General features: G+C 34.5%; 23 protein-coding genes. 13 read left to right on the forward strand and 10 right to left on the reverse strand.

The annotated features are described in order from the left end of the window. Nucleotide 1: 1 nt before the first annotated feature. Nucleotides 2–847 (reverse strand): peptide chain release factor N(5)-glutamine methyltransferase, encoded by an 846-nt coding sequence (prmC, locus tag E5D58_RS08515; protein WP_136481425.1) that lies wholly within the window; start codon nucleotides 845–847, stop codon nucleotides 2–4. A gap of 45 nt (nucleotides 848–892) precedes the next feature. After that, nucleotides 893–1384: a GNAT family N-acetyltransferase gene (locus E5D58_RS08520; RefSeq protein WP_136481426.1), complete on the reverse strand. Its 492-nt coding sequence runs from the start codon at nucleotides 1382–1384 to the stop codon at nucleotides 893–895. Between the two features lie 154 nt (nucleotides 1385–1538). Here E5D58_RS08520 and ribD point away from each other — a divergent pair, with 154 nt between their 5' ends. From ribD to E5D58_RS08535, 3 genes are read left to right on the forward strand one after another with little or no spacing between them, the layout of a single operon-like run. Beyond that, nucleotides 1539–2513 (forward strand): bifunctional diaminohydroxyphosphoribosylaminopyrimidine deaminase/5-amino-6-(5-phosphoribosylamino)uracil reductase RibD, encoded by a 975-nt coding sequence (gene ribD / locus E5D58_RS08525; RefSeq protein WP_136481461.1) that lies wholly within the window; start codon nucleotides 1539–1541, stop codon nucleotides 2511–2513. Further along, the gene (locus tag E5D58_RS08530) at nucleotides 2506–3120 is read left to right on the forward strand and encodes an HAD-IA family hydrolase (RefSeq protein ID WP_136481427.1); all 615 of its coding nucleotides are present in this window, start codon (nucleotides 2506–2508) and stop codon (nucleotides 3118–3120) included. Before ribD ends, E5D58_RS08530 begins: the two co-directional genes overlap by 8 nt. A gap of 5 nt (nucleotides 3121–3125) precedes the next feature. Next, nucleotides 3126–3740, forward strand: a complete 615-nt coding sequence (locus E5D58_RS08535; protein WP_136481428.1) for an IMPACT family protein — start codon at nucleotides 3126–3128, stop codon at nucleotides 3738–3740. Here the strand turns inward: E5D58_RS08535 and E5D58_RS08540 are convergent. Continuing rightward, complete coding sequence (locus E5D58_RS08540) at nucleotides 3737–4138, reverse strand: acyl-CoA thioesterase (protein WP_136481429.1); 402 nt, start codon at nucleotides 4136–4138, stop codon at nucleotides 3737–3739. The two genes, E5D58_RS08535 and E5D58_RS08540, sit on opposite strands and share 4 nt — an antisense overlap. A gap of 191 nt (nucleotides 4139–4329) precedes the next feature. On the opposite strand from E5D58_RS08540, the gene dnaA reads away from it, so the two are divergent. The 3 genes from dnaA (at nucleotide 4330) to E5D58_RS08555 (ending at nucleotide 7098) form a co-directional block, all read left to right on the forward strand. Then, nucleotides 4330–5757 (forward strand): chromosomal replication initiator protein DnaA, encoded by a 1428-nt coding sequence (gene dnaA / locus E5D58_RS08545; RefSeq protein ID WP_136481430.1) that lies wholly within the window; start codon nucleotides 4330–4332, stop codon nucleotides 5755–5757. Nucleotides 5758–5768: 11 nt separating this feature from the next. Further along, a complete protein-coding gene (locus tag E5D58_RS08550; protein WP_235835874.1) occupies nucleotides 5769–6221 on the forward strand; it encodes a low molecular weight protein-tyrosine-phosphatase in 453 nt (150 codons plus the stop codon). A gap of 160 nt (nucleotides 6222–6381) precedes the next feature. Further along, entirely contained in the window at nucleotides 6382–7098 is a 717-nt protein-coding gene (locus tag E5D58_RS08555) for an SAM-dependent methyltransferase (protein ID WP_136481431.1), read from the forward strand. 8 nt (nucleotides 7099–7106) lie between these two features. On the opposite strand, the gene E5D58_RS08560 is transcribed toward E5D58_RS08555, so the two are convergent. From E5D58_RS08560 to dapF, 5 genes are all read right to left on the reverse strand, one after another. Further along, the gene (locus tag E5D58_RS08560; protein ID WP_136481432.1) at nucleotides 7107–7766 is read right to left on the reverse strand and encodes a lysozyme family protein; all 660 of its coding nucleotides are present in this window, start codon (nucleotides 7764–7766) and stop codon (nucleotides 7107–7109) included. 111 nt (nucleotides 7767–7877) lie between these two features. Next, on the reverse strand, nucleotides 7878–8789 hold the full coding sequence (locus tag E5D58_RS08565; RefSeq protein ID WP_136481433.1) for a DUF2279 domain-containing protein: 912 nt from the start codon (nucleotides 8787–8789) through the stop codon (nucleotides 7878–7880). Then, nucleotides 8789–9832: an endolytic transglycosylase MltG gene (mltG, locus tag E5D58_RS08570; RefSeq protein ID WP_136481434.1), complete on the reverse strand. Its 1044-nt coding sequence runs from the start codon at nucleotides 9830–9832 to the stop codon at nucleotides 8789–8791. The genes E5D58_RS08565 and mltG overlap by 1 nt, the downstream gene beginning before the upstream one ends. Then, nucleotides 9832–10356: a GNAT family N-acetyltransferase gene (locus tag E5D58_RS08575; protein ID WP_136481435.1), complete on the reverse strand. Its 525-nt coding sequence runs from the start codon at nucleotides 10354–10356 to the stop codon at nucleotides 9832–9834. The genes mltG and E5D58_RS08575 overlap by 1 nt, the downstream gene beginning before the upstream one ends. After that, the gene (gene dapF, locus E5D58_RS08580) at nucleotides 10353–11126 is read right to left on the reverse strand and encodes a diaminopimelate epimerase (protein ID WP_136481436.1); all 774 of its coding nucleotides are present in this window, start codon (nucleotides 11124–11126) and stop codon (nucleotides 10353–10355) included. Before dapF ends, E5D58_RS08575 begins: the two co-directional genes overlap by 4 nt. A 123-nt stretch (nucleotides 11127–11249) precedes the next feature. Between dapF and E5D58_RS08585 the strand changes: the two genes are divergently transcribed. The 4 genes from E5D58_RS08585 to E5D58_RS08600 all read left to right on the forward strand — a co-directional run bounded on the left by E5D58_RS08585 (nucleotide 11250) and on the right by E5D58_RS08600 (nucleotide 15291). After that, nucleotides 11250–12653: a trypsin-like peptidase domain-containing protein gene (locus E5D58_RS08585; RefSeq protein WP_136481437.1), complete on the forward strand. Its 1404-nt coding sequence runs from the start codon at nucleotides 11250–11252 to the stop codon at nucleotides 12651–12653. 142 nt (nucleotides 12654–12795) lie between these two features. Further along, complete coding sequence (locus tag E5D58_RS08590; RefSeq protein WP_136481438.1) at nucleotides 12796–14244, forward strand: glyceraldehyde-3-phosphate dehydrogenase; 1449 nt, start codon at nucleotides 12796–12798, stop codon at nucleotides 14242–14244. Nucleotides 14245–14382: 138 nt separating this feature from the next. Continuing rightward, a complete protein-coding gene (locus E5D58_RS08595) occupies nucleotides 14383–14988 on the forward strand; it encodes a tRNA (guanine-N1)-methyltransferase (protein ID WP_136481439.1) in 606 nt (201 codons plus the stop codon). A gap of 120 nt (nucleotides 14989–15108) precedes the next feature. Further along, nucleotides 15109–15291, forward strand: a complete 183-nt coding sequence (locus E5D58_RS08600) for a hypothetical protein (protein ID WP_136481440.1) — start codon at nucleotides 15109–15111, stop codon at nucleotides 15289–15291. 80 nt (nucleotides 15292–15371) lie between these two features. On the opposite strand, the gene E5D58_RS08605 is transcribed toward E5D58_RS08600, so the two are convergent. Beyond that, nucleotides 15372–16262 (reverse strand): YncE family protein, encoded by an 891-nt coding sequence (locus E5D58_RS08605; protein WP_136481441.1) that lies wholly within the window; start codon nucleotides 16260–16262, stop codon nucleotides 15372–15374. Between the two features lie 153 nt (nucleotides 16263–16415). On the opposite strand from E5D58_RS08605, the gene E5D58_RS08610 reads away from it, so the two are divergent. From E5D58_RS08610 to E5D58_RS08620, 3 genes are all read left to right on the forward strand, one after another. After that, on the forward strand, nucleotides 16416–18083 hold the full coding sequence (locus tag E5D58_RS08610) for a formate--tetrahydrofolate ligase (protein WP_136481442.1): 1668 nt from the start codon (nucleotides 16416–16418) through the stop codon (nucleotides 18081–18083). 132 nt (nucleotides 18084–18215) lie between these two features. Then, nucleotides 18216–19226 (forward strand): 3-dehydro-L-gulonate 2-dehydrogenase, encoded by a 1011-nt coding sequence (gene yiaK / locus E5D58_RS08615; protein WP_136481443.1) that lies wholly within the window; start codon nucleotides 18216–18218, stop codon nucleotides 19224–19226. 193 nt (nucleotides 19227–19419) lie between these two features. Beyond that, entirely contained in the window at nucleotides 19420–19920 is a 501-nt protein-coding gene (locus tag E5D58_RS08620) for a hypothetical protein (protein WP_136481444.1), read from the forward strand. 61 nt (nucleotides 19921–19981) lie between these two features. On the opposite strand, the gene E5D58_RS15230 is transcribed toward E5D58_RS08620, so the two are convergent. Then, the coding region (locus E5D58_RS15230; protein ID WP_394345707.1) for an integrase core domain-containing protein at nucleotides 19982–20144 on the reverse strand (163 nt) is incomplete at its 5' end.

A 20144-nucleotide genomic window follows, 5' to 3' on the forward strand; every position in this document is an offset into this window, starting at 1 on the left:
TCTAGCCTTTAATCCCTTTTATCATTCTATCTTTTTTAAACATATCTTGCTTTAAAACCACCTTAGAAAACTCATGTGCTTGAAACAACGCAATCATATCTTTGCCTAAGTATTCATTAATCTCAAAAAACAACATACCGCCACTTTTTAAACTTATCCTTGAAAATTTGATAATCCCCTTATAAAACTTTAACGCATCATTATCTTTTACAAATAAAGCCAAATGTGGCTCGTTATTTAAAACGTTAGCCTTCATTTGTTTCTTTTCTTTTTCTCTAACATAGGGAGGGTTTGAAACGATAATATCAAACTCGACATCTTTTATGCAGTCTAAACTCAAAATATCGGCCTCAATAAAATTAACGTTCACTTTATTTATTTGAGCGTTGTCTTTTGCAACCTTTAAAGCTTTAGAACTAATATCTAAACCATAAATAGTGGCATCAGGTAAATGACTTGCTAAAGAAACAGCTATACTCCCACTTCCTGTGCCGACATCCAGTATTTTTATTTCATTGGTGGTCCTAGCATATTTAAGCACCCATTCAACCAATTCTTCAGTTTCGGGACGTGGAATTAGTACATTTTCATTCACCTTAAGAGGTAAACCGAAAAAGATCGTATCTCCTAAGATATATTGAATAGGTTTTTCTTTTTTAAGAAGCCCTAGTGATTCTATAATTTTGCTAGCATCTGGGACAGATTTATCCCGGCTAGTTGCTAATTGAATTCTACTCACTCCATAATACCTATCAATTAACATATAAAAGAAACTGTCAATCTCCTGACTAGGAAATATTAATTTCAACTCTTCATGAAATAAATTTTGAATGGCCTTTAATTTCATTCTAAACACTTATTAAAATGTTTGGTGGCATTACAGCTCATTAGTTTACAAATCTTTAATCATCCAAACCCCGCAAGAGTAGTGTCCTGTATTACCCAAAGCAGACTCCAAATGTTTAAAACCAAAGCTCTCATAAATATGAATGGCGGCCTTAAGTTGAGGTGCCGATTCTAAATAACATTGTTTATACCCCATCCTTTTTGCCTCAACCAAGCATTTTTTAAATAAAGATTTCCCTAGTCCTTTATTCCTTACTTGCGGTGAAAAATACATTTTTTGAATTTCACAAACGTCATTTTCATAATCTTTAAGAGGCTTTACACCTCCACCACCAAGTATCACACCATTTCTATCCAGAACAAAATAAATATCATTATCATTCTGATAAGACTCATACATTCTGGGTGTTTCAGCATCGGCATAAGCCGTTCCCTCTAGTGGTATTTTAAATTCATGAAAACAAGCTCTAATAACTTCTTCTAGCTGCCTGTTATCTTGAGGTTCTATTTCTCGTATAACTATAGTATCTTTACCCACCTTGATTACGATATTTTCAGTAAGTGAAGATACGTCAAATAGGAAAAAATCATCATTAAAAAAATCATAATCTTATCAACATTAGCTTAGAAAGCAACTATGATTGGATTTGAACAAGATTATTATAATGCAACAAGACTCGCATCATAACTTCATGCAACGCTGTATTGAAATTGCAAAAAACGGTTTTGGTAAGACCTACCCCAACCCCTCTGTTGGTTGCGTTATTGTTAACAACGGTAAAATTATTGGAGAAGGATATACCAGTGCCTATGGTGGCAATCATGCCGAGGTTAATGCGATACGTTCTGTTACAGACAAAAACCAATTAAAAACAGCCACTCTATACGTAACGCTAGAGCCTTGTTCACACTACGGAAAAACGCCTCCCTGTAGCGACTTAATTATAAAACATAAAATCCCAAAAGTGGTTATAGGCTGTGTTGATGATCATGAAAAGGTAGCAGGTAAAGGCATAAAAAAGCTAGAAGATTCTGGTGTTGAAGTATTGGTTGGAGTTTTAGACAAAGCTTGCAAAAAGCATCACAAACGTTTTTTTACATTTCATAATAAAAAACGCCCCTACATTATTTTGAAATGGGCAGAAACGGCAGATGGTCTTATAGCTCCTAAATCAAAAACTGAAAACAAACCTATATGGATCACTAATATATATTCAAGGCAACTAGTTCACAAATGGCGAACCGAAGAACATGCTATATTAGTTGGAACCAACACAGTTATTCAGGATAATCCTAGCTTAACAGCAAGAGATTGGGTTGGTAAAAACCCGATTAGAGTGGTAATTGACAAAAAGCCTAAACTAGCAAAATCTTATAACATTTTTGATAATCAAGCACCTACCGTCCATATTACTGAGCTTAAAAATCCTATAGATGCGAATAAAATATGTGATATTATGTTTGATAACCAAATAACTTCTGTTATTATTGAGGGAGGCTCTAAAACATTACAATCCTTTATTGACGCCAATTTATGGGACGAAGCCAGAGTATTTGTAGGGCAAACTAAGTTTGGTTCTGGAGTCCAAGGACCAAGTTTAAAAGGAAACTTGATAGACCAAAACTACATCCTAAAAGACACCCTTAACCTGTATATAAATGATTAAAACCATAATTTTCGATTTTGGAAATGTTTTCATAAACCTTGATATTGAAGGAGCGCAGGAGCATGCACTTAATGCTTTTCAAATAGATAAATTATCGGAAGATATGCTTCTTAATAATAGTCTGTATGAACAGGGCTTAATATCGACTAGTGAGTTTCTTGCGTTTTATTCTAAAAAATTCCCACAACTTTCGCCTCAAAATCTTACGCGTATTTGGAACTTTATGTTGAAAGATTTCCCGAAACGTCGATTAGATTTCTTAAAAACGCTCAAAGAATCATCAAAATACAACCTCATTCTTTTAAGCAACACGAATGAACTTCATATAAACTGGATAAAGAAACACATTATGTTTTATGAGGAATTTAAAGCTTGTTTCAATAAGTTTTACCTGTCTCATGAAATAAACTTGGTAAAACCTAACCAATATATTTTTGAGTTTGTTTTAAGAGAAAACCAACTTAAAGCCGAGGAATGCTTCTTTATTGATGATAATGAGTACAACATTTTAGCGGCCAAAACCCATAATATAAACACATGGCATATTAAACCCTATAAAGAAGATGTCACCAGCTTGTTTAAAATTTATAAAAAATTATTTGATTAAATTTTATGTCTCAACTAAAAGACACCTATAAAACCATAATCACGGCGCCTGCACCTGTTTTATTCAAAGATAAAAACAGTAAGTTTTTTGGCTATGCATTTCCAGTAAATACAGAACATGATGTTAAAACCCACTTAACAAAGCTTAAAAAAGAACATCACGCTGCCAGACACTGGTGCTATGCCTATCAACTTGGAACAGAACAAATCTTTTATAGAACCAATGATGATGGCGAGCCAAGTAATTCGGCTGGCGCACCTATTTACGGACAAATTCAGTCGTTTCAACTAACAAACGTTCTTGTGATAATTGTAAGGTATTTTGGAGGGGTTAAGCTTGGAGTTAGCGGGTTAATTAATGCATACAAAACGGCCGCACAAATGGTATTAGAACAATCTCTAATTGTTGAAAAAACCATAGATGTTAATTTTATTATATCTTTTGACTATAAACACATGAACACCGTCATGAGACTTATAAAAGAGAAGCAAATAACTATTTCGAATCAAGAACTAGAAATGGCCTGTAAAATTTACATTTCTGTAAGAAAGAACGATTCACAAAATATTTTCGAGTTATTTGATAGAGTTTATGAAGTAGATATCAAAAAAGTGAACTAAAGATTCTCTAGAGCTTTTAAGATATACTGCGGGGGTCTTGTTGGTTTGTTGGTTCTCTTATCAATAAAAACCAAAACGGTATTGGCTGTAGTTAAAACTTCCCCTTTTTCATTAGTAATAATATAGTCAAATTCAATCTTTACTGTAGGTGCTTTTTTTAATTGAGTCTTTACATTAATTACATCATCATAACCCGCTGATTTTTTAAAGTTTAAACTCATAGAAACTACTGGAAGCATAATACCATTTTCTTCCATTTCTTTATACGAAACTCCAATTTTACGTAACCACTCAATACGCCCCATTTCTAGGTATAGTGCATAATTGCCATGATATACAACACCCATCTGGTCTGTTTCACCGTATCTCACTCTTATTTGTATTTCATCGAATTTCATAAGCTTTATTGAATATTTTTTTGTAGCTTCGGCTGGAGGTTAAACATGCATAAAAATTTCTAAAAATTCAATAGAAAAGGATTTTTTTTTTAAGATTTTTGTTCACATATTTGCCACACTAGAAAAGGGGGATGCAAAAGCAATTTTTGCACGTATTCTAAACTAACCAAATAAACCTATAGAATTAAAAAATGAGTAAAACTGCGCAATCGGTATGGAACAATTGTCTTGAATTTATAAAGGATAACATCCAACCGCAAGCTTACAAAACTTGGTTTGAACCTATTGTTGCAGTTAAACTTACCGATAATGCCTTAAGTATTCAGGTACCTAGTAAGTTCTTTTATGAGTGGTTAGAAGAACATTACGTTAAAATCTTAAAAGTATCGCTTACAAAAGAGCTTGGAGAAACGGCCAAATTGGTGTACATCATTAAGATGGAAAACACCTATGGCAATAAACAACCTTTTACAGAAAAAATACCAAGTTCTAACAGACTAGCTGTAAAATCGCAGGACGTTGACATTCCTTTGAATAATAAAAGCCCAGAGTTAAAAAACCCTTTTGTTATTCCAGGAATTAGAAATGTGAAAATTGAATCACAGCTCAACCCTAACTATAGTTTTGAAAATTTCTTAGAAGGAGATTCCAATAGATTGGCTAGAAGTGCTGGATTAGCTGTAGCCGCGAAACCAGGCGGAACCTCTTTTAACCCATTATTGGTTTTTGGGGGCGTAGGTTTGGGGAAAACGCACCTTGCACACGCCATTGGAGTTGATATTAAAGATAAATACCCAGAAAAAACTGTTCTATATATTTCTGCTGAAAAATTCACACAGCAATATATAGACGCTGTAAAGAAAAATAATAGAAATGATTTTATTCATTTTTACCAAATTATCGACGTTTTAATCATAGACGATGTACAGTTTCTTTCTGGTAAAACAGGAACACAAGATGTGTTTTTCCATATTTTTAATCACTTACATCAAAACGGGAAGCAAGTCATTTTAACTAGTGACAAGGCGCCTGTTGATATGCAAGATATTGAACAGCGTTTGCTCTCAAGGTTTAAATGGGGGTTATCTGCTGAACTTCAAAATCCAGATTTTGAAACCAGAATATCTATACTAAAAAACAAGTTATATCGTGATGGTGTTGAAATGCCTGAAGATATTATTGAATATGTTGCCAAAAACATTAAATCTAATGTACGAGAATTAGAGGGAGCTATTATCTCTTTAATCGCTCAATCTTCTTTCAATAAAAAAGAAATTACCATTGATTTAGCTAGAGTGATTGTTGAAAAATTTGTAAAAAACACGAAACGAGAAGTTTCTATAGACTACATTCAAAAAGTAGTTTCAGATTACTTTCAAATGGATGTTGATACTCTACAATCTAAAACCAGAAAGCGCCATATTGTACAAGCGCGTCAATTAGCCATGTTTTTTGCAAAAAAATTCACAAAAGCATCGCTTGCTAGCATAGGGTCGCAAATAGGAAAACGCGACCACGCTACCGTACTTCACGCCTGTAAAACAGTTGATAATTTATCATCAACAGACAAACAGTTTAGGAAGTATGTTGAAGATATCACCAAAAAGCTATCTATTTAACTTAAAATAGCATGACTAAAATTTTAATGGTCTGCTTGGGAAATATCTGCCGTTCTCCCTTAGCAGAGGGCATTCTTAAATCTAAATTACCCCATAGCACTTTTTTAATAGATTCTGCAGGCACAGCAGCTTATCATATTGGTAGTGCACCAGACCCAAGATCGGAAGCCATTGCAAGTAAAAATGGATTGAATATTTCGCATTTAAAAGGCCGACAATTTGAAGTTTCAGACTTTGATCATTTCGATTATATTTATGTTATGGATCAGTCTAATTACGACAATGTTGTAAAACTTGCTCGAACCAATCAAGATATATCTAAAGTAGACTTGATATTAAACAAGGTACATCCAGGTAAAAACTACGACGTTCCCGACCCATATTATGGTGGAACCGAAGGGTTTAAAAATGTATACAAGATGTTAGATGAAGCTTGCGACGTTATTGCAAAAGAACTTGCTTAATTTACGCTTTTAAACACGCTATGGTCTTTATTCCTTAACTTTACACGTAACACCATTTTTTCTAAAAAAACAAAATTTTTATATTATAAACACTAATAGTAACCAGCTGTTTTAATTTAACAACTTGATGTTATTTAATAAAAAAAACGACTTATACTAAATGGATAAACACAAAGGGAAATTATATCTTATTCCAACTACTTTGGGTGATAATAACCCATTTGAGGTACTTCCTATTACGGTAAAGGAAATTATTGAAAAAACGGATACATTTATAGTTGAAAATGAAAAAACGGCCCGTCGATTCATTAAAAAGCTTTGCCCCAATAAACCTCAACCATCTCTCAAATTATTTACACTTAACAAACACACAGAACCATTTGATTTACCAAGTTTTCTAGAACCATGCTTACGTGGAGTGCATATTGGACTGCTCTCGGAAGCTGGTTGCCCAGGGGTAGCAGACCCAGGAGCCGAAATTGTTAAGATAGCACATGCCCAAAATTTAAAAGTAGTTCCGTTAGTAGGACCTTCATCCATCCTTATGGCTGTAATGAGCTCTGGAATGAATGGACAAAGTTTCGCTTTTAACGGCTACCTCCCTATTGACAAAAGTGAACGTAAAAAAGAAGTTAAACGTTTGGAACGACTTTCGTACGATTATGATCAGTCGCAACTATTCATTGAAACACCCTATAGAAACAATAAAATGCTTGATGATTTGCTCGCAGTTCTCGATCAGAAAACAGAAATCTGCATTGCTTGTGACATTACATTACCCACAGAGTTTATTAAAACTAAAACAGTCGGTCAATGGAAAAAAAATAAAGTAGATCTTCATAAAAGACCTACCTTATTTATAATTCATAAAAATTAAACACGCAGCTAAATAGCCTTGGCTTTTTTATCTGGCTTTACAAAGGTGGTGTCATAACCAGAGAACCGTTTCATATACTCACATATGGTTGTTCCATATCCATCAGCAAAGTTATCTAAACCATAACTTCTAAGATAGTTTTTCACGCTTCCTGGGCCAGCCAAATGAGCTGCTGCTAAAATTCCAGATTCTGTAACAATAATACCATTAATTCGTTTTCCTACGAAATTTTTAATATCACGCCTTAAAATCCATTTATTACGAGCTGCGTTGGCTATAAAGGCCTTTTCTTGCAACTCTGGATCATTCAAGAATTTCTGTGGGTTTTTAATACCTATTAGTCTTAACGTTCCGGGTCCAAATTGATATTTCCCTAAATACCCGAAAGTATTTACAGAAAAATAATTTCCACCAGACTCGCGAAAGGCCAAAGCTTCTTTAAAACCTACAAATGATTTTCCTAAGTGTGAAGTGAATATTTGTTCTTTACTATTTGAATCTGATACTAACAATTTGTTATCAGTTTCTTTACTCACGGTGTAATTTAAATCTAATCCACTTGTTGAATAATGACTCAAATCAACTGTTTCATCCGACTGAAACGACATGTACAATAGTGCTAATATTGTCAGCGCGAGGGCCACGATACTTCCAATATTTCTTACCATAATTTAAATTTTTTCGGTGTAATTTTTTTAAATGGATCCACCTTAAAATTTGAGCGTGCAAAATTATAATTTTTTTCAATTAATTCAAAATTAATCGATTATGTGTATTTTTTAGTTGTAGAATAGATGAAATGCAGTCCCTTTTTTGCTGAATTCTACGGTTGGAAGCGGTATTTTTATCATATCAAAAATATCGAAAACAGTACCTAAAACCCTTGAATTTGTTTTTATACCGTTTAAGTTTACATCTAAGCTAAGATAATATTGCCTATAAGGGCTTTCTAATTTAACTGATTGATTATCTGAAATATAAGACTCCGAAAGCATACCTTCAGCCCCATACCCAAAAGCCACATTTAGCCACTCAGGAAGCTTACTTTTCTTAAAAAAAGACTTTAAATTGAAACTTAACCAATAGGTCTGTCCATTATAATCCTTAAGAGTCTGTTCTATAAGAGACCCTCCCAGTTTCTCAGGCTCTAATTGTGCATACTGTGTTTGATGAAAAGAGTACTTTAAGGCAATTCGCTGCTCATTCCATAATAATTCTTGTCCTATATATAGTCCAGATCCAGCTGCATTTGCTAAAACATCGCCCCATGAAAATCCCCATTCCTGTGAAAACCCATCAAGAATTTCTACAGCCGTTAAAAAAGTAAATCCTAAAGTAGCTCCATAGATTAATTGATCTTTTTTTCGTACTCCACTCCAACGAAGCACCTGAGCCCCATGTTTTCCTAATTGATAAGACGTAAACGCATGTCCAAACTTATCTAGCTGTTGCCATGCACTATTATCATTTATAACATGAAATTTAGACCGTTCATAATCACTATACCATAATTCATTTAAACCAATTAAAGCCATTGAGGCCAAAGAGACTTCAGCAATGATCACCCCATTCCGTCTTGGTTTATTGAGCGTATCACTGGGTGTTAAAAATTGATTGATTTTAGACTGTGAAAAAGAAATAGTCGTAAAACTAATAAGAAAAACAATAAGTATTCCTAATCTAAAACTCACTATCTATTTATACCTTGAGAAGATAAATACCGTTGATATGCTCTTGCATTTACATTATGTTGACTCAATGTTTTAGCAAACTTATGATACCCAAAACGTTTGGCATCGGCGGCAAAATATAAATACTTATGCTCTTCGTAATTTAATACAGCATCAATTGCAGAAATATCAGGCATAGCAATAAGCCCTGGTGGCAAGCCTCTATATTTATAAGTATTATAAGGTGAATCTATCTCTTTATGTACGTTAAGTACCCTTTTTATAACTGTATTTTTATACTCCGGCAACTGGTAAGCTGCAAACTTAAGTGTTGGATCTGCCTGAAGCGGCATCCCTATTTTAAGGCGGTTTATATAAACCCCAGCTATTCTTGGTTGCTCACTGGCTTGTTTTGATTCTTCATGCACTATCGAGGCTAAGGTAATCACTTCGTTAGGCGTCATTCCAATGCCTTTGGCCCTACTAATTCTCGTGTTATTCCAAAATCTTTTGTATTCTGTAAGCATTCTATCTCTAAACTGGGTAGCCGATGTATTCCAGAAAAACTCATAACTATTGGGAACATACATCCCTAATGCCGTAGCTTTGGTAAATTGGTTTTCCTTTAAAAATGCATCATTATTCATGACCTCCAATAAGGACAAACTATCGGCTTCAATTTGAGTAGCTATTCTACCTGCTAGCTTATTTAATGTTTCCTGATTGTTAAATGATAGTTTAATAGGTAAGTTTTTACTTCTTATAGAATTAATAATATCATTATTAGTCATACCCTTCTTTATCTCATACCTGCCAGCCTTAATATTGGTCATGTATTTTTTCTGTTCTGCTAAATCATCAAAAGAATCAATATCCAGCAAAAGGGGTTCTAACTGCGTTCTTACGGCTTCATAACCACTATTGGTGGCCACATAAATATAAGCTGACTCATTGTTAAAAGCCGTATTAGGCTTTAACATGGCTTTATAAACAAAATTTGCAAAGAATGCAGCAACCACAAGGCCAAGAATTACAATAGCTAGAAGTATTTTTTTTATGTACATTATTTTTTTATTAGTTGAAACAAGTACTCATCTCTAAAAGAACCGTTTGTATATATCCAATCATTTTTAAGTCCTATTTTTTTAAATCCTTGACCTAAAAACAGTTTAATACTAGCATCATTATTGGCAGATATATTACAATATAACTGATGTAAATCTAAATGACTAAAACTATAATTTATTAATAATTGAAGCGCTTCTTTACCATAACCCATTTGTCGGTCATTTGATTCTTTAATTAAAATACCAACCCCAGCTCTTTTATTTTTAAAATCGAAATCAAATAAATCAATCAGTCCCAAAGGCTTGTTTTCATAATCAGAAATAACCAACCTAAGCTGCTTAACCTCATAAATATCTTTACAGGCATTTTCAAGGTATTGTTCAATTAAATATTTAGAATACGGTGTTTGCGTACAACTTAATTCCCAAATGGACTCATCATTTTCTATATCGTGAATAAAATCTAAGTCCTCTGGCTCTAGGGCTCTCAAATAAATACGTTCCCCTTTTAAAGTTATCATATTATTCCTTCAAACACTTTTATGGCCGGACCAATAAGCCATACATTATTATAGCTCCCATTCTCCTCTTGAAAATTAACCTTTAACTCCCCGCCTTCAACATTAAGTTTTACTTCGTTATTTGATGTTTCACCTAGGGCATGCATAGCAATAGCTACCGCAGTAACCCCAGTTCCACAAGATAAGGTTTCATCCTCAACACCACGCTCATAAGTTCGCACCCTAAAAGTATCATCACTTAATTTTTTAACAAAGTTAACATTAGTACCTGCCTCATTATACGGAGCGCCATACCTTATTTTTGAACCTTGGTTCTGAATATTAAAATCTTGTATTTGATTCTCGAACTGGACATGGTGAGGAGAGCCTGTATTTAAAAAAACGTGGTGATCATGCTTTTCAATATCATTAACATCAACCATTTGTAATTTCACAATGTCTCCATCAATAAAAGCATGGTGCAAACCGTCAATAGCTTCAAAAGTGGCTTTATTTGTAATTACACCTAATTGTCTTGCAAAGGCCACCAAACAACGTCCTCCATTTCCGCACATACTACTTTCATTACCATCGGCATTATAATACACCATCTTAAAATCATAATCAGGATGATCCTCCAATAGAATAAGTCCGTCAGCGCCTATGCCAAAACGTCTGTCACATAAATATTTAATACGTTTGGTATCATTTTTGTCAAACATTTGTTGACGATTATCAATCATCACAAAATCGTTTCCTGTTCCTTGATATTTAAAAAAAGTCTGTTGCATAATAAGGCACAAATATATAAATATAAAACCGTTTTTTCGATTGTTAAATCGTCGTTAAAGTTGAATTTGAAATTCAATAAATATTTAATTTTAATGTTAATAAATAAAACTTAAACGAAAATTATGAAGAAGATTATAACCTTAGTATTGGTTTCGGCATTAGGTGGTATTTTCACTTTAGGGGCCTACAAATTATTACTTGAAGAAGATAAGGCGTTGGTAGTAACATCGGCTAAATCTGAGCCAGCATTCTTACCCACAAGCAATCTAAATAATTTAATTAACACTGGTGAAACCCCAGATTTTACATCGGCAGCAGAAAATACTGTAAATGCAGTAGTTCACGTAAAAAATGTTACCATGAGTTCTGGGCAAATGACATTCCAAGATTTTTTCTACGGAAGACGCTCACAACACCCACAAGTTGGAACGGGTTCTGGAGTTATTATTAATGCCGATGGCTATATTATTACCAATAACCATGTTATTAAAAATGCCCAAGAGCTATCTGTTACCCTAAACAATAACAAAACCTACGAAGCGGAACTCATCGGTGCCGATGCCAAAACAGACATTGCTCTTTTAAAGATTGATGCAGATAACGACCTCCCGTATGTAACCTTTGCAGATTCAGATAACGCTAAAGTTGGTGAATGGGTACTTGCTGTAGGAAATCCATTTAATTTAACCTCAACGGTTACAGCAGGTATTATTAGTGCCAAATCCAGAGATTTGTCTGGAGCAAGCACACAATCCTTCATTCAAACAGACGCCGCCGTAAATCCTGGAAATTCTGGTGGTGCTTTGGTGAACACTAACGGTGAATTGGTAGGTATTAACACCGCCATTACTTCTCAAACCGGATCTTACATTGGTTACTCGTTTGCAGTACCTAGTAATATAGCCAGAAAAGTTATTGAAGATATTATGGAGTATGGTAACGTTCAAAATGGTATTCTTGGCATTCAAGGAGGCGCACTAAATAGTGCGGTGGCAGAACAACTTGACATAAGCGAAACAGAAGGGGTTTACATCGATAGTGTAGTCGAAGACTCCGGAGCGGATAAAGCAGGCCTTCAAAAAGGTGATATCATTAAAGAGATTGACCACATTAAGGTTTCTAAATTTTCAGATTTAACAGGACACCTTAGTGCTAAAAGACCCAATGATGTTGTTAATTTAAAATTGTCCAGAGATGGCAAATTAAAAACAGTAGCGGTTACGCTCGCTAAAAACGAGACATTTACAATGCCATTGATAGGTAGAATAAAAAACACAAAGTCGTCAGATCTTAAAAAGTACGGCGTGAAAAATGGAGTGAAAATTGTTCAACTGAATGATGAATATGCAGACTATTGGAGAAATAATGGTGTGGATACTGGGTGTATTATTACCTCAATTAACGATGTTAAAGTGAATTCTGTTGAAGATGTTCAGAAAGTATTAAAAAATAGATCAACCTATGAAGCTTTAAGAATTGAACTCATAAATTCTAACGGCGAAAAAGAACGCTATAATTTTAGATAAAAAAACACTTTTTAATCTTTAAAGTAACCCTTCGAAATTGGCTGGATTTTGGAGGGTTATTTTTTTGTTAAAACCCTTTACGAAAACGTTTGAAATATGGTATTTTTAACCCATATTTAAACTCAAACTAAACTATAAAACTATGAGTTCTAACAAAACTTATGAGAACGAATTGGCTTTTCAAGCAGATCGTAGAAAAGCTACCGTAGAATTTATTAAAATTGTAAGTGATCTTTGGTATGACAAATCTATAGAATTGGTGCTATTTAGAAACCAATTGATCGATAGAAACGTGAGTCAAATTCTAAATCTTCACGACTACTCTGGGAAATTTGTGCAAAAACCCATGTCTATTTTTGATACCGTAGAAATTGCACAAGCTATTAAGGACTTAGACATTCCTCCTGCAAAATTAGACATTGGGAAACTAACCTATGAAATGCATTTAGAGGACAATCAGCATAACAATGCCACGGCCTTCATTGCCAGAAAACTAAAGGATGCCAATAAAAACGGAGAAATTAAACCCAAAGATGTTATTTTATATGGCTTCGGTAGAATAGGAAGACTTGTTGCCAGAGAGCTTATGGTTAGAACTGGCAAAGGGAGTCAGTTACGCCTAAGAGCTATTGTAACGCGTGGTGTTATCGATGAAAAAATACTCGAAAAGCGAGCGGCTTTACTTCGTAACGACTCAGTGCATGGGGACTTTCCCGGAACCGTGTCGGTAGATCTTAAAAACAGTGCTTTAATTGTAAATGGTACCACAGTAAGAATTATTTCAGCGAGTACCCCAGAAGATATTGACTATACTAAATTTGGCATATCTAAAGCCCTGGTGATAGATAATACAGGGGTGTTTAGAGACAAAACAGCCTTAAGTAAACATTTAAAATCTAAAGGTGTCGATAAAGTGTTGCTTACGGCCCCAGGCAAAGAAGTCCCAAATATTGTTTATGGTGTTAACCACAAAGCATATAATCCCGACCAAGTAACTATTTTTTCGGCGGCATCCTGTACAACAAATGCTATTACACCAATTTTAAAGGTTGTGGAAGACTCCTTTGGTTTAAAAAGAGGGCATCTTGAAACCATTCATGCCTATACCAACGATCAAAATTTGGTAGATAATTTTCACAAAAAGTATCGTCGCGGTCGTGCTGCAGGTCTCAATATGGTTATTACCGAAACTGGTGCCGGAAATGCAGTTGCTAAAGCCTTGCCTAGTTTAGAAGGTAAACTCACATCAAATGCTATAAGAGTGCCCGTTCCTAATGGCTCTTTAGCTATTCTTAATTTAGAACTAAAGAACAAAACATCTCTTAATGGGGTAAATACTATTCTAAAGAAATATGCTTTAGAAGGCGACTTGGTTGAACAAATAAAATATGAAATTAGCGATGAGCTTGTTTCTAGCGATATTGTAGGCAGTTCCGCTCCCTCCATATACGATAGTAAGGCTACCATTGTTGAAAAAGATGGCAAGAACATTGTCCTTTACATATGGTACGATAACGAGTATGGTTACAGCCATCAAGTGGTGAGATTAGCCAAATATATTGCTAAAGTGAGAAGGTTTACATATTATTAAATTAAGGTAATCTACAGACCATTTTAAATCGTATATACTCAAGCCTCTTTTAACGAGGCTTTTTAGCTAATTATAACCATTTAGTTAACAATATTTTATAAATTCGCAAACCAATACAACTATTTAAATTTGTTCACAATGAACCCAATCAAAACGATATTTCTAGTAATATTTACTTTTACTTTAAGTCTTAACACTTTCTCTCAAAGCGAAACTGAAAACAAACCATCCCTTAACAGCGGGACTATAAACAGTCAGTTTGATTATGTTATAAGAAAATCTGGTAAATATCAGGAGTACAAGGTGGTTAAGCAGACTTGGCTATACACTTTAAAGGCTCATGTTTTAGATTCCTTAAAAGCCGTGCATAAAGATTTATCAGAAACACAGGCGGTTGTAAAAAAGCAAGCTGATGAAATTTCAAACTTAAAGGAGAATCTTTCTAACACCCAAACAGATTTAGATAAAACAAATACAGAAAAAGATAGTATTACACTTTTTGGTGCTCAAATGAGTAAAACCAATTACAAAGTATTAATGTGGGTAATCATTGCTGCCCTCTTGGCTTTACTACTGTTTTTCATATATAAATTTAAAAACAGTAACGACATTACCAGAGAAGCTAAACAAAATCTAGCTGAAATTGAAGAAGAATTTGAAGACCATAGAAGGACTGCTCTAGAACGCGAACAAAAAGTGAGACGCCAATTACAAGACGAGATTAATAAACAAAAAAAAGGTTAATTGTTTTTTCTTAACTAAACTGTCAAAATTTCATATTTTAAGAAAAAGTACTTTTATGGAATAAGTTTTGTTAACTTATAGATATCAATTTTTTATAGTTTAATTTAATTTTTTTAGATTATGAAGAACTCACCTGTAAACGTAAAGCTTGTTGGGAAAGAAAAACAACATTACTTAATCAAGTTTCCAAATTTAAAAGTACCCGTTAAAGTAAACCAAAATTTATACTTAAAAATGAAACATAGCAAGACCTATGTTTTTTCAAAACTTGAAAACGAAAGCTTAAACAATCAGTCGGCTTAAAGTTAAAATTGATTAATTAAGGTTGAATTCTAGAGAAATTCAACCTTTTTTATTGAATTAAAAACTATAGCAATCCTTTACTACTTATAGTTTACTTTGTACGCCAATACCCTATTATCAAAAAAAGTTGGAACTAGCAGCGTTCTGTTGGATGGTATATAATCAATATCGGCAGCATTCATCCCATGGTCTCTTGTATCCAAAATAAGGGTTTTTGTCCAATTTTCTCCGTTAATATAAAATATTTGACCTTGCCAACTAGATACTATAAAATCATTATTATCCAACCTTACAACTCCATCACCATGGCCAATTCCCGAGACCAGGGTATTAAATGTCTTGCTGTCCCGATTATAAAGGCCAAAATTATGCGATGCAGAAGTAGCATAATAAATACCTTCTTTTTGATGCAATAAACCATTTAAACGCCCTAAGGAATCTTTTGCAACTTCAGTGATCTCATTATCAACAATTTTATAAATGGCATCAGAGCCTGAACCAGAGATATAAACTGAGCCGTTACCAACCGTGATATCATTTAATTGAGGGTTACCTTCCACAAAAAACTCATTAGTTACCTTCTGTTTTTCAATATCAATTTCTACCACTCTATCAATATCATTTACATATAATTTGCCGTTATGAATCCCCATGCCTTTAGGCCCACTTAAACCTTCCATCCATTTTAAATTCGTTATTTCCCCCTTAGTATTAATGGTAGAAATAAAACCATTACCGTCTTTATCCCAAGGAGAATTGTTTACATTCGACACATAAATAATATCTTTTACTGGGTCGTATAATACAGATTCACTGGTGGTTAACAAGGTATCTGTTTTCCACAATAATTCTAAAGTAGGTTTAAATGCTGTCTTTTCTTCAGGTTTTGCGTTTGTTACAGTTTTCCTTTTTCCACAGGACACAAAAAAGAAAACACCCAAGCACAAAACTATTTGATACTTATAATTCATAATACACATATTAAAGATTATTTAAAAATACAGAATCCCAAACTAAATTACTAATGCATAAATATTTGAAACAAGTTCTAGTGTTATTAATAATCATACATGCTAAGAAATACTAAAAATTTCATAATTTTAAAAGGATTTAAAACATGTGACATGACCGATTTACAGATAGCTAAAACCATTACATTAAAGCACATTTCCTCTATTTCAGAAAAGTTTGGCATTCCTGCCGACCAAATTGAAATGTTTGGTAATCACAAAGCCAAATTACCATTAGCATCTATTAATAAAAAAGCAATTGACCGCAGTAATCTAATTTTAGTTTCGGCCATTTCACCTACTCCTGCCGGTGAAGGCAAGACTACCATGTCAATTGGTTTGTCTGAAGCTTTAAATAAGCTTAACAAAAAAACAACCGTGGTGCTAAGGGAACCCTCTTTAGGTCCTGTGTTTGGCATTAAGGGTGGTGCCACTGGAGGTGGTTATTCTCAGGTACTTCCTATGGAAGATATTAACCTTCATTTTACGGGCGATTTTGCCGCTATTGAAAAAGCACACAACTTGCTATCTGCCCTCATTGACAATACAATCCAGAGTAAAACTAGCACCTTGCGTATTGATCCTAGAACGATTAGCTGGAAACGAGTGGTTGATTTAAATGACCGTTCTTTAAGACGTATTATTGTTGGTTTAGGAGGTACCACCTCGGGAGTACCTCGCGAAACAGGGTTTGATATTACCGCCGCTTCAGAAATTATGGCCATCCTGTGTTTAGCAGAAAGCATATCAGATCTAAAGCAGAGACTTGGTAATATTTTTATAGGCTACACCTACGACAAAACCCCTATTTATGCAAAAGACCTTAAGGCTGAAGGTGCCATGACTGTTCTTTTAAAAGATGCTATAAAGCCCAACCTTGTGCAGACTATAGAGGGCAACCCAGCCATTATTCATGGTGGCCCCTTTGCCAATATAGCCCAAGGAACCAATACGGTATTAGGCACCCTAATGGCCATGGCGCACTCCGAATACACCGTTACGGAGGCTGGATTTGGGTTTGATTTAGGAGCAGAAAAGTTCTTTGATATTAAATGCCAGAGCGCCAACCTAAAACCGAAAGCGGTGGTTTTAACCACCACCATTCGTGCTTTAAAATATCATGGTGGTGCCGATTTAAAGGCACTTACAACACCCAATACAGATGCCTTGCAGAAAGGGCTTCCTAACTTAGAAAAACATCTTGAAAATATCGCCAAGTTTAAGGTGCCGGCAGTGATCGCCATAAACAAATTCACCACCGATACTGATGATGAGATAGCTCTAATTAAAGACTTTGCTAAATCAAAACAAGTTAAAATAGCCATTGCCAATGTATGGGCGAAAGGAGGCGAAGGCGCCCTAGATTTAGCTAATCAAGTTATTGATTTAGTGAATTCCAAAAGTTCTAATTTTACCCCCTTGTATGAATGGGCTACTCCGGTAAGGGATAAAATTGAAACCATTGCGACCGAAATTTATGGCGCAGAACATGTAGACTATACCTCAAAAGCCAAAGCACAGCTTAACAGAATAGCCAAACTTGGCTTAGAGCACTTACCTGTTTGTATTGCTAAAACTCAAAAATCATTGTCCGATAACCCCAAGCTTTTAGGACGTCCTAAAGACTTTATCATAACCGTACGGGAAATAGAAATTGCATCAGGAGCAGGTTTTTTAATCCCTATTACTGGCGATATCATGCGCATGCCTGGGCTACCTGCACAACCCGCCTCTGAAAATATTGATATTAATGACGAAGGCGAAATAACTGGGTTGTTTTAGATAAAAGTTAATCGGCGTAACTTATTGTTATTCTAATAAGTAAATCCTAACTTCGTTTGTTGTTAGGTATGCGTCAATTAACAAGCATAGTTTGTTAAAATTATAATCCAAAAAAGTAAGACACTCGTTCTCATGAGAATTTCACCCGAACACATTCAAAACGTGCTTTACGAACTTTTTGTAAAGTATAACTTCAACAAAGAAAAAGCCAAATTAGTTGCAAGTATTTTTACGGAAAGTACTGTAGATGGTGTGAGTTCACATGGCATCAATCGTGTGCCTCTTTTTATTGAATATATTAATAAGGGCGTCATTAAAATCGATGCAGAAGCAGAAAAGGTGGCTTCTTTTGGCAACATAGAACGTTGGGATGGTAATGTAGGTCCGGGTATAGTAAATGCAACAAAGTGTACAAACAGGGCTATAGAATTAGCAAAACAACATGGCATGGGGATGGTTGCCTTGCGCAACACCAATCATTGGATGCGAGGCGGAACCTATGGAAAACAAGCGGCTAAAAGCAATTGCATTTCCATTCTTTTTACAAATACTAAACCCAATATGCCTCCTTGGGGCGGAAAAGAAAGCCGGATAGGTAATAACCCCTTTGTTGTATCCATACCAAGAAAAAAGGGAGCTATTGTGCTAGATATGGCCATGTCGCAATTTTCATTCGGCAAGATTAACGATTATAAATTAAGAGGTGAAAAATTGCCTTACCATGGTGGTTGGGATGACAATAATGAACTATCCAATAATCCCGATAAAATTTTATTAAAAGAACGCGGATTACCAATTGGTTATTGGAAAGGGTCTGCCCTTTCTATGGTACTAGATATACTAGCCACTATACTATCGGCAGGAAACTCAACCTGCAAAATAAGTTCTAAAGACATTGAAACTGCTATTTCTCAGGTATACATCTGCATCTACCCTGAGGTTTTTAATGATACACTACTGCAGGAAAAACTAATAGAAGAAATCATTGACTTTACGCGTAACGTAGAGCCTATAAACCCCGGAGACCACATTTACTATCCAGGAGAACGAAGTTCGCATACCAGAACTAAAAATTTAAAAGAAGGTGTTTTAGTAGATGATGGTATTTGGGAAACTATTATGGCGCTCTCAGAAAAACATTAACATTAATTGGCTGGCCAAATAGCAAGCCTGTTTGAAGTTAAGTACTATGGCATATTGTTATTTTAGTAAGAAAATTCTAACTTCCATTACAGATTGATAAGTCATTGACAAACGACACATATCATTAAAGTTAAGTGCAATTTGGCATTAAATTTGTGTCATTACAACGTAATCAATCCTTAACAAAAGAGAAATGAAATCGATCTTATTCGCCGTACTTCTAATGGTTATAAATCAAGTGTCCAATGCACAAAATACTAAAATAGATAAAGCTTTAATTAACTCTGTCGCAATTAGGCTGGACAAAGTTGCGTTTCATGAAAACTGTTTTATGAATATTTTAGATTCCGACAATAATATAATTGCATACTATGACAGATTTGAAAATAAAAGTGGTCCTGTTAAATCGGTAAAATTATTCAACTTAAAAAAAGAATTAATTGGTGTTTTTGTTCCTCTAATTACTGATACGGGATATGAAATTCATCTAAGAAATAAAGACCAAGCCAGAGGGCTCATTAAACTTACGGAAAAGTTTAAAGGCTTTGAGATTTCTTACCAATCAGAAGTAACATATTTTCAAAAACCTTATAGTTTTGATTACGCAATAAATATTGGGATTGGAAAAGTAAACATAAAGCAAAGTGTAAACTACAAGAGTCAAGAGGTTATTTTGTCGACTTCCCCTAAATAGAACCGTTAGTTTTTCCAAAATTATTCATTTTTTCGTTTTAAAAGTAGTTTGATTTTTAATTTTATAACGGCTTTAAAATCAAACTATTTTTAAAATGCGCCTTAGCGGCAGCGTCACGTTTTTGCTTGGCATATGTTATAGGTGATAATTTACCTAAAGCATCATGTGGTCTGTATAGATTGTAATCATCCATCCATATTTTTGTTTGTTCTCTGACTTGATTA

It is taken from the genome of Cognatitamlana onchidii (assembly GCF_004804355.1).
Classification (GTDB): Bacteria; Bacteroidota; Bacteroidia; order Flavobacteriales; family Flavobacteriaceae; genus Cognatitamlana; species Cognatitamlana onchidii.

Coding starts and splice junctions, on each gene's coding strand:
- prmC (WP_136481425.1), bottom strand. CDS start 847: ATGAAATTAAAGGCCATTCAAAATTTATTTCATGAAGAGTTGAAATTA.
- ribD (WP_136481461.1), top strand. CDS start 1,539: ATGCAACGCTGTATTGAAATTGCAAAAAACGGTTTTGGTAAGACCTAC.
- E5D58_RS08530 (WP_136481427.1), top strand. CDS start 2,506: ATGATTAAAACCATAATTTTCGATTTTGGAAATGTTTTCATAAACCTT.
- E5D58_RS08535 (WP_136481428.1), top strand. CDS start 3,126: ATGTCTCAACTAAAAGACACCTATAAAACCATAATCACGGCGCCTGCA.
- E5D58_RS08540 (WP_136481429.1), bottom strand. CDS start 4,138: ATGAAATTCGATGAAATACAAATAAGAGTGAGATACGGTGAAACAGAC.
- dnaA (WP_136481430.1), top strand. CDS start 4,330: ATGAGTAAAACTGCGCAATCGGTATGGAACAATTGTCTTGAATTTATA.
- E5D58_RS08550 (WP_235835874.1), top strand. CDS start 5,769: ATGACTAAAATTTTAATGGTCTGCTTGGGAAATATCTGCCGTTCTCCC.
- E5D58_RS08555 (WP_136481431.1), top strand. CDS start 6,382: ATGGATAAACACAAAGGGAAATTATATCTTATTCCAACTACTTTGGGT.
- E5D58_RS08560 (WP_136481432.1), bottom strand. CDS start 7,766: ATGGTAAGAAATATTGGAAGTATCGTGGCCCTCGCGCTGACAATATTA.
- mltG (WP_136481434.1), bottom strand. CDS start 9,832: ATGTACATAAAAAAAATACTTCTAGCTATTGTAATTCTTGGCCTTGTG.
- E5D58_RS08575 (WP_136481435.1), bottom strand. CDS start 10,356: ATGATAACTTTAAAAGGGGAACGTATTTATTTGAGAGCCCTAGAGCCA.
- dapF (WP_136481436.1), bottom strand. CDS start 11,126: ATGCAACAGACTTTTTTTAAATATCAAGGAACAGGAAACGATTTTGTG.
- E5D58_RS08585 (WP_136481437.1), top strand. CDS start 11,250: ATGAAGAAGATTATAACCTTAGTATTGGTTTCGGCATTAGGTGGTATT.
- E5D58_RS08590 (WP_136481438.1), top strand. CDS start 12,796: ATGAGTTCTAACAAAACTTATGAGAACGAATTGGCTTTTCAAGCAGAT.
- E5D58_RS08595 (WP_136481439.1), top strand. CDS start 14,383: ATGAACCCAATCAAAACGATATTTCTAGTAATATTTACTTTTACTTTA.
- E5D58_RS08600 (WP_136481440.1), top strand. CDS start 15,109: ATGAAGAACTCACCTGTAAACGTAAAGCTTGTTGGGAAAGAAAAACAA.
- E5D58_RS08605 (WP_136481441.1), bottom strand. CDS start 16,262: ATGAATTATAAGTATCAAATAGTTTTGTGCTTGGGTGTTTTCTTTTTT.
- E5D58_RS08610 (WP_136481442.1), top strand. CDS start 16,416: ATGACCGATTTACAGATAGCTAAAACCATTACATTAAAGCACATTTCC.
- yiaK (WP_136481443.1), top strand. CDS start 18,216: ATGAGAATTTCACCCGAACACATTCAAAACGTGCTTTACGAACTTTTT.
- E5D58_RS08620 (WP_136481444.1), top strand. CDS start 19,420: ATGAAATCGATCTTATTCGCCGTACTTCTAATGGTTATAAATCAAGTG.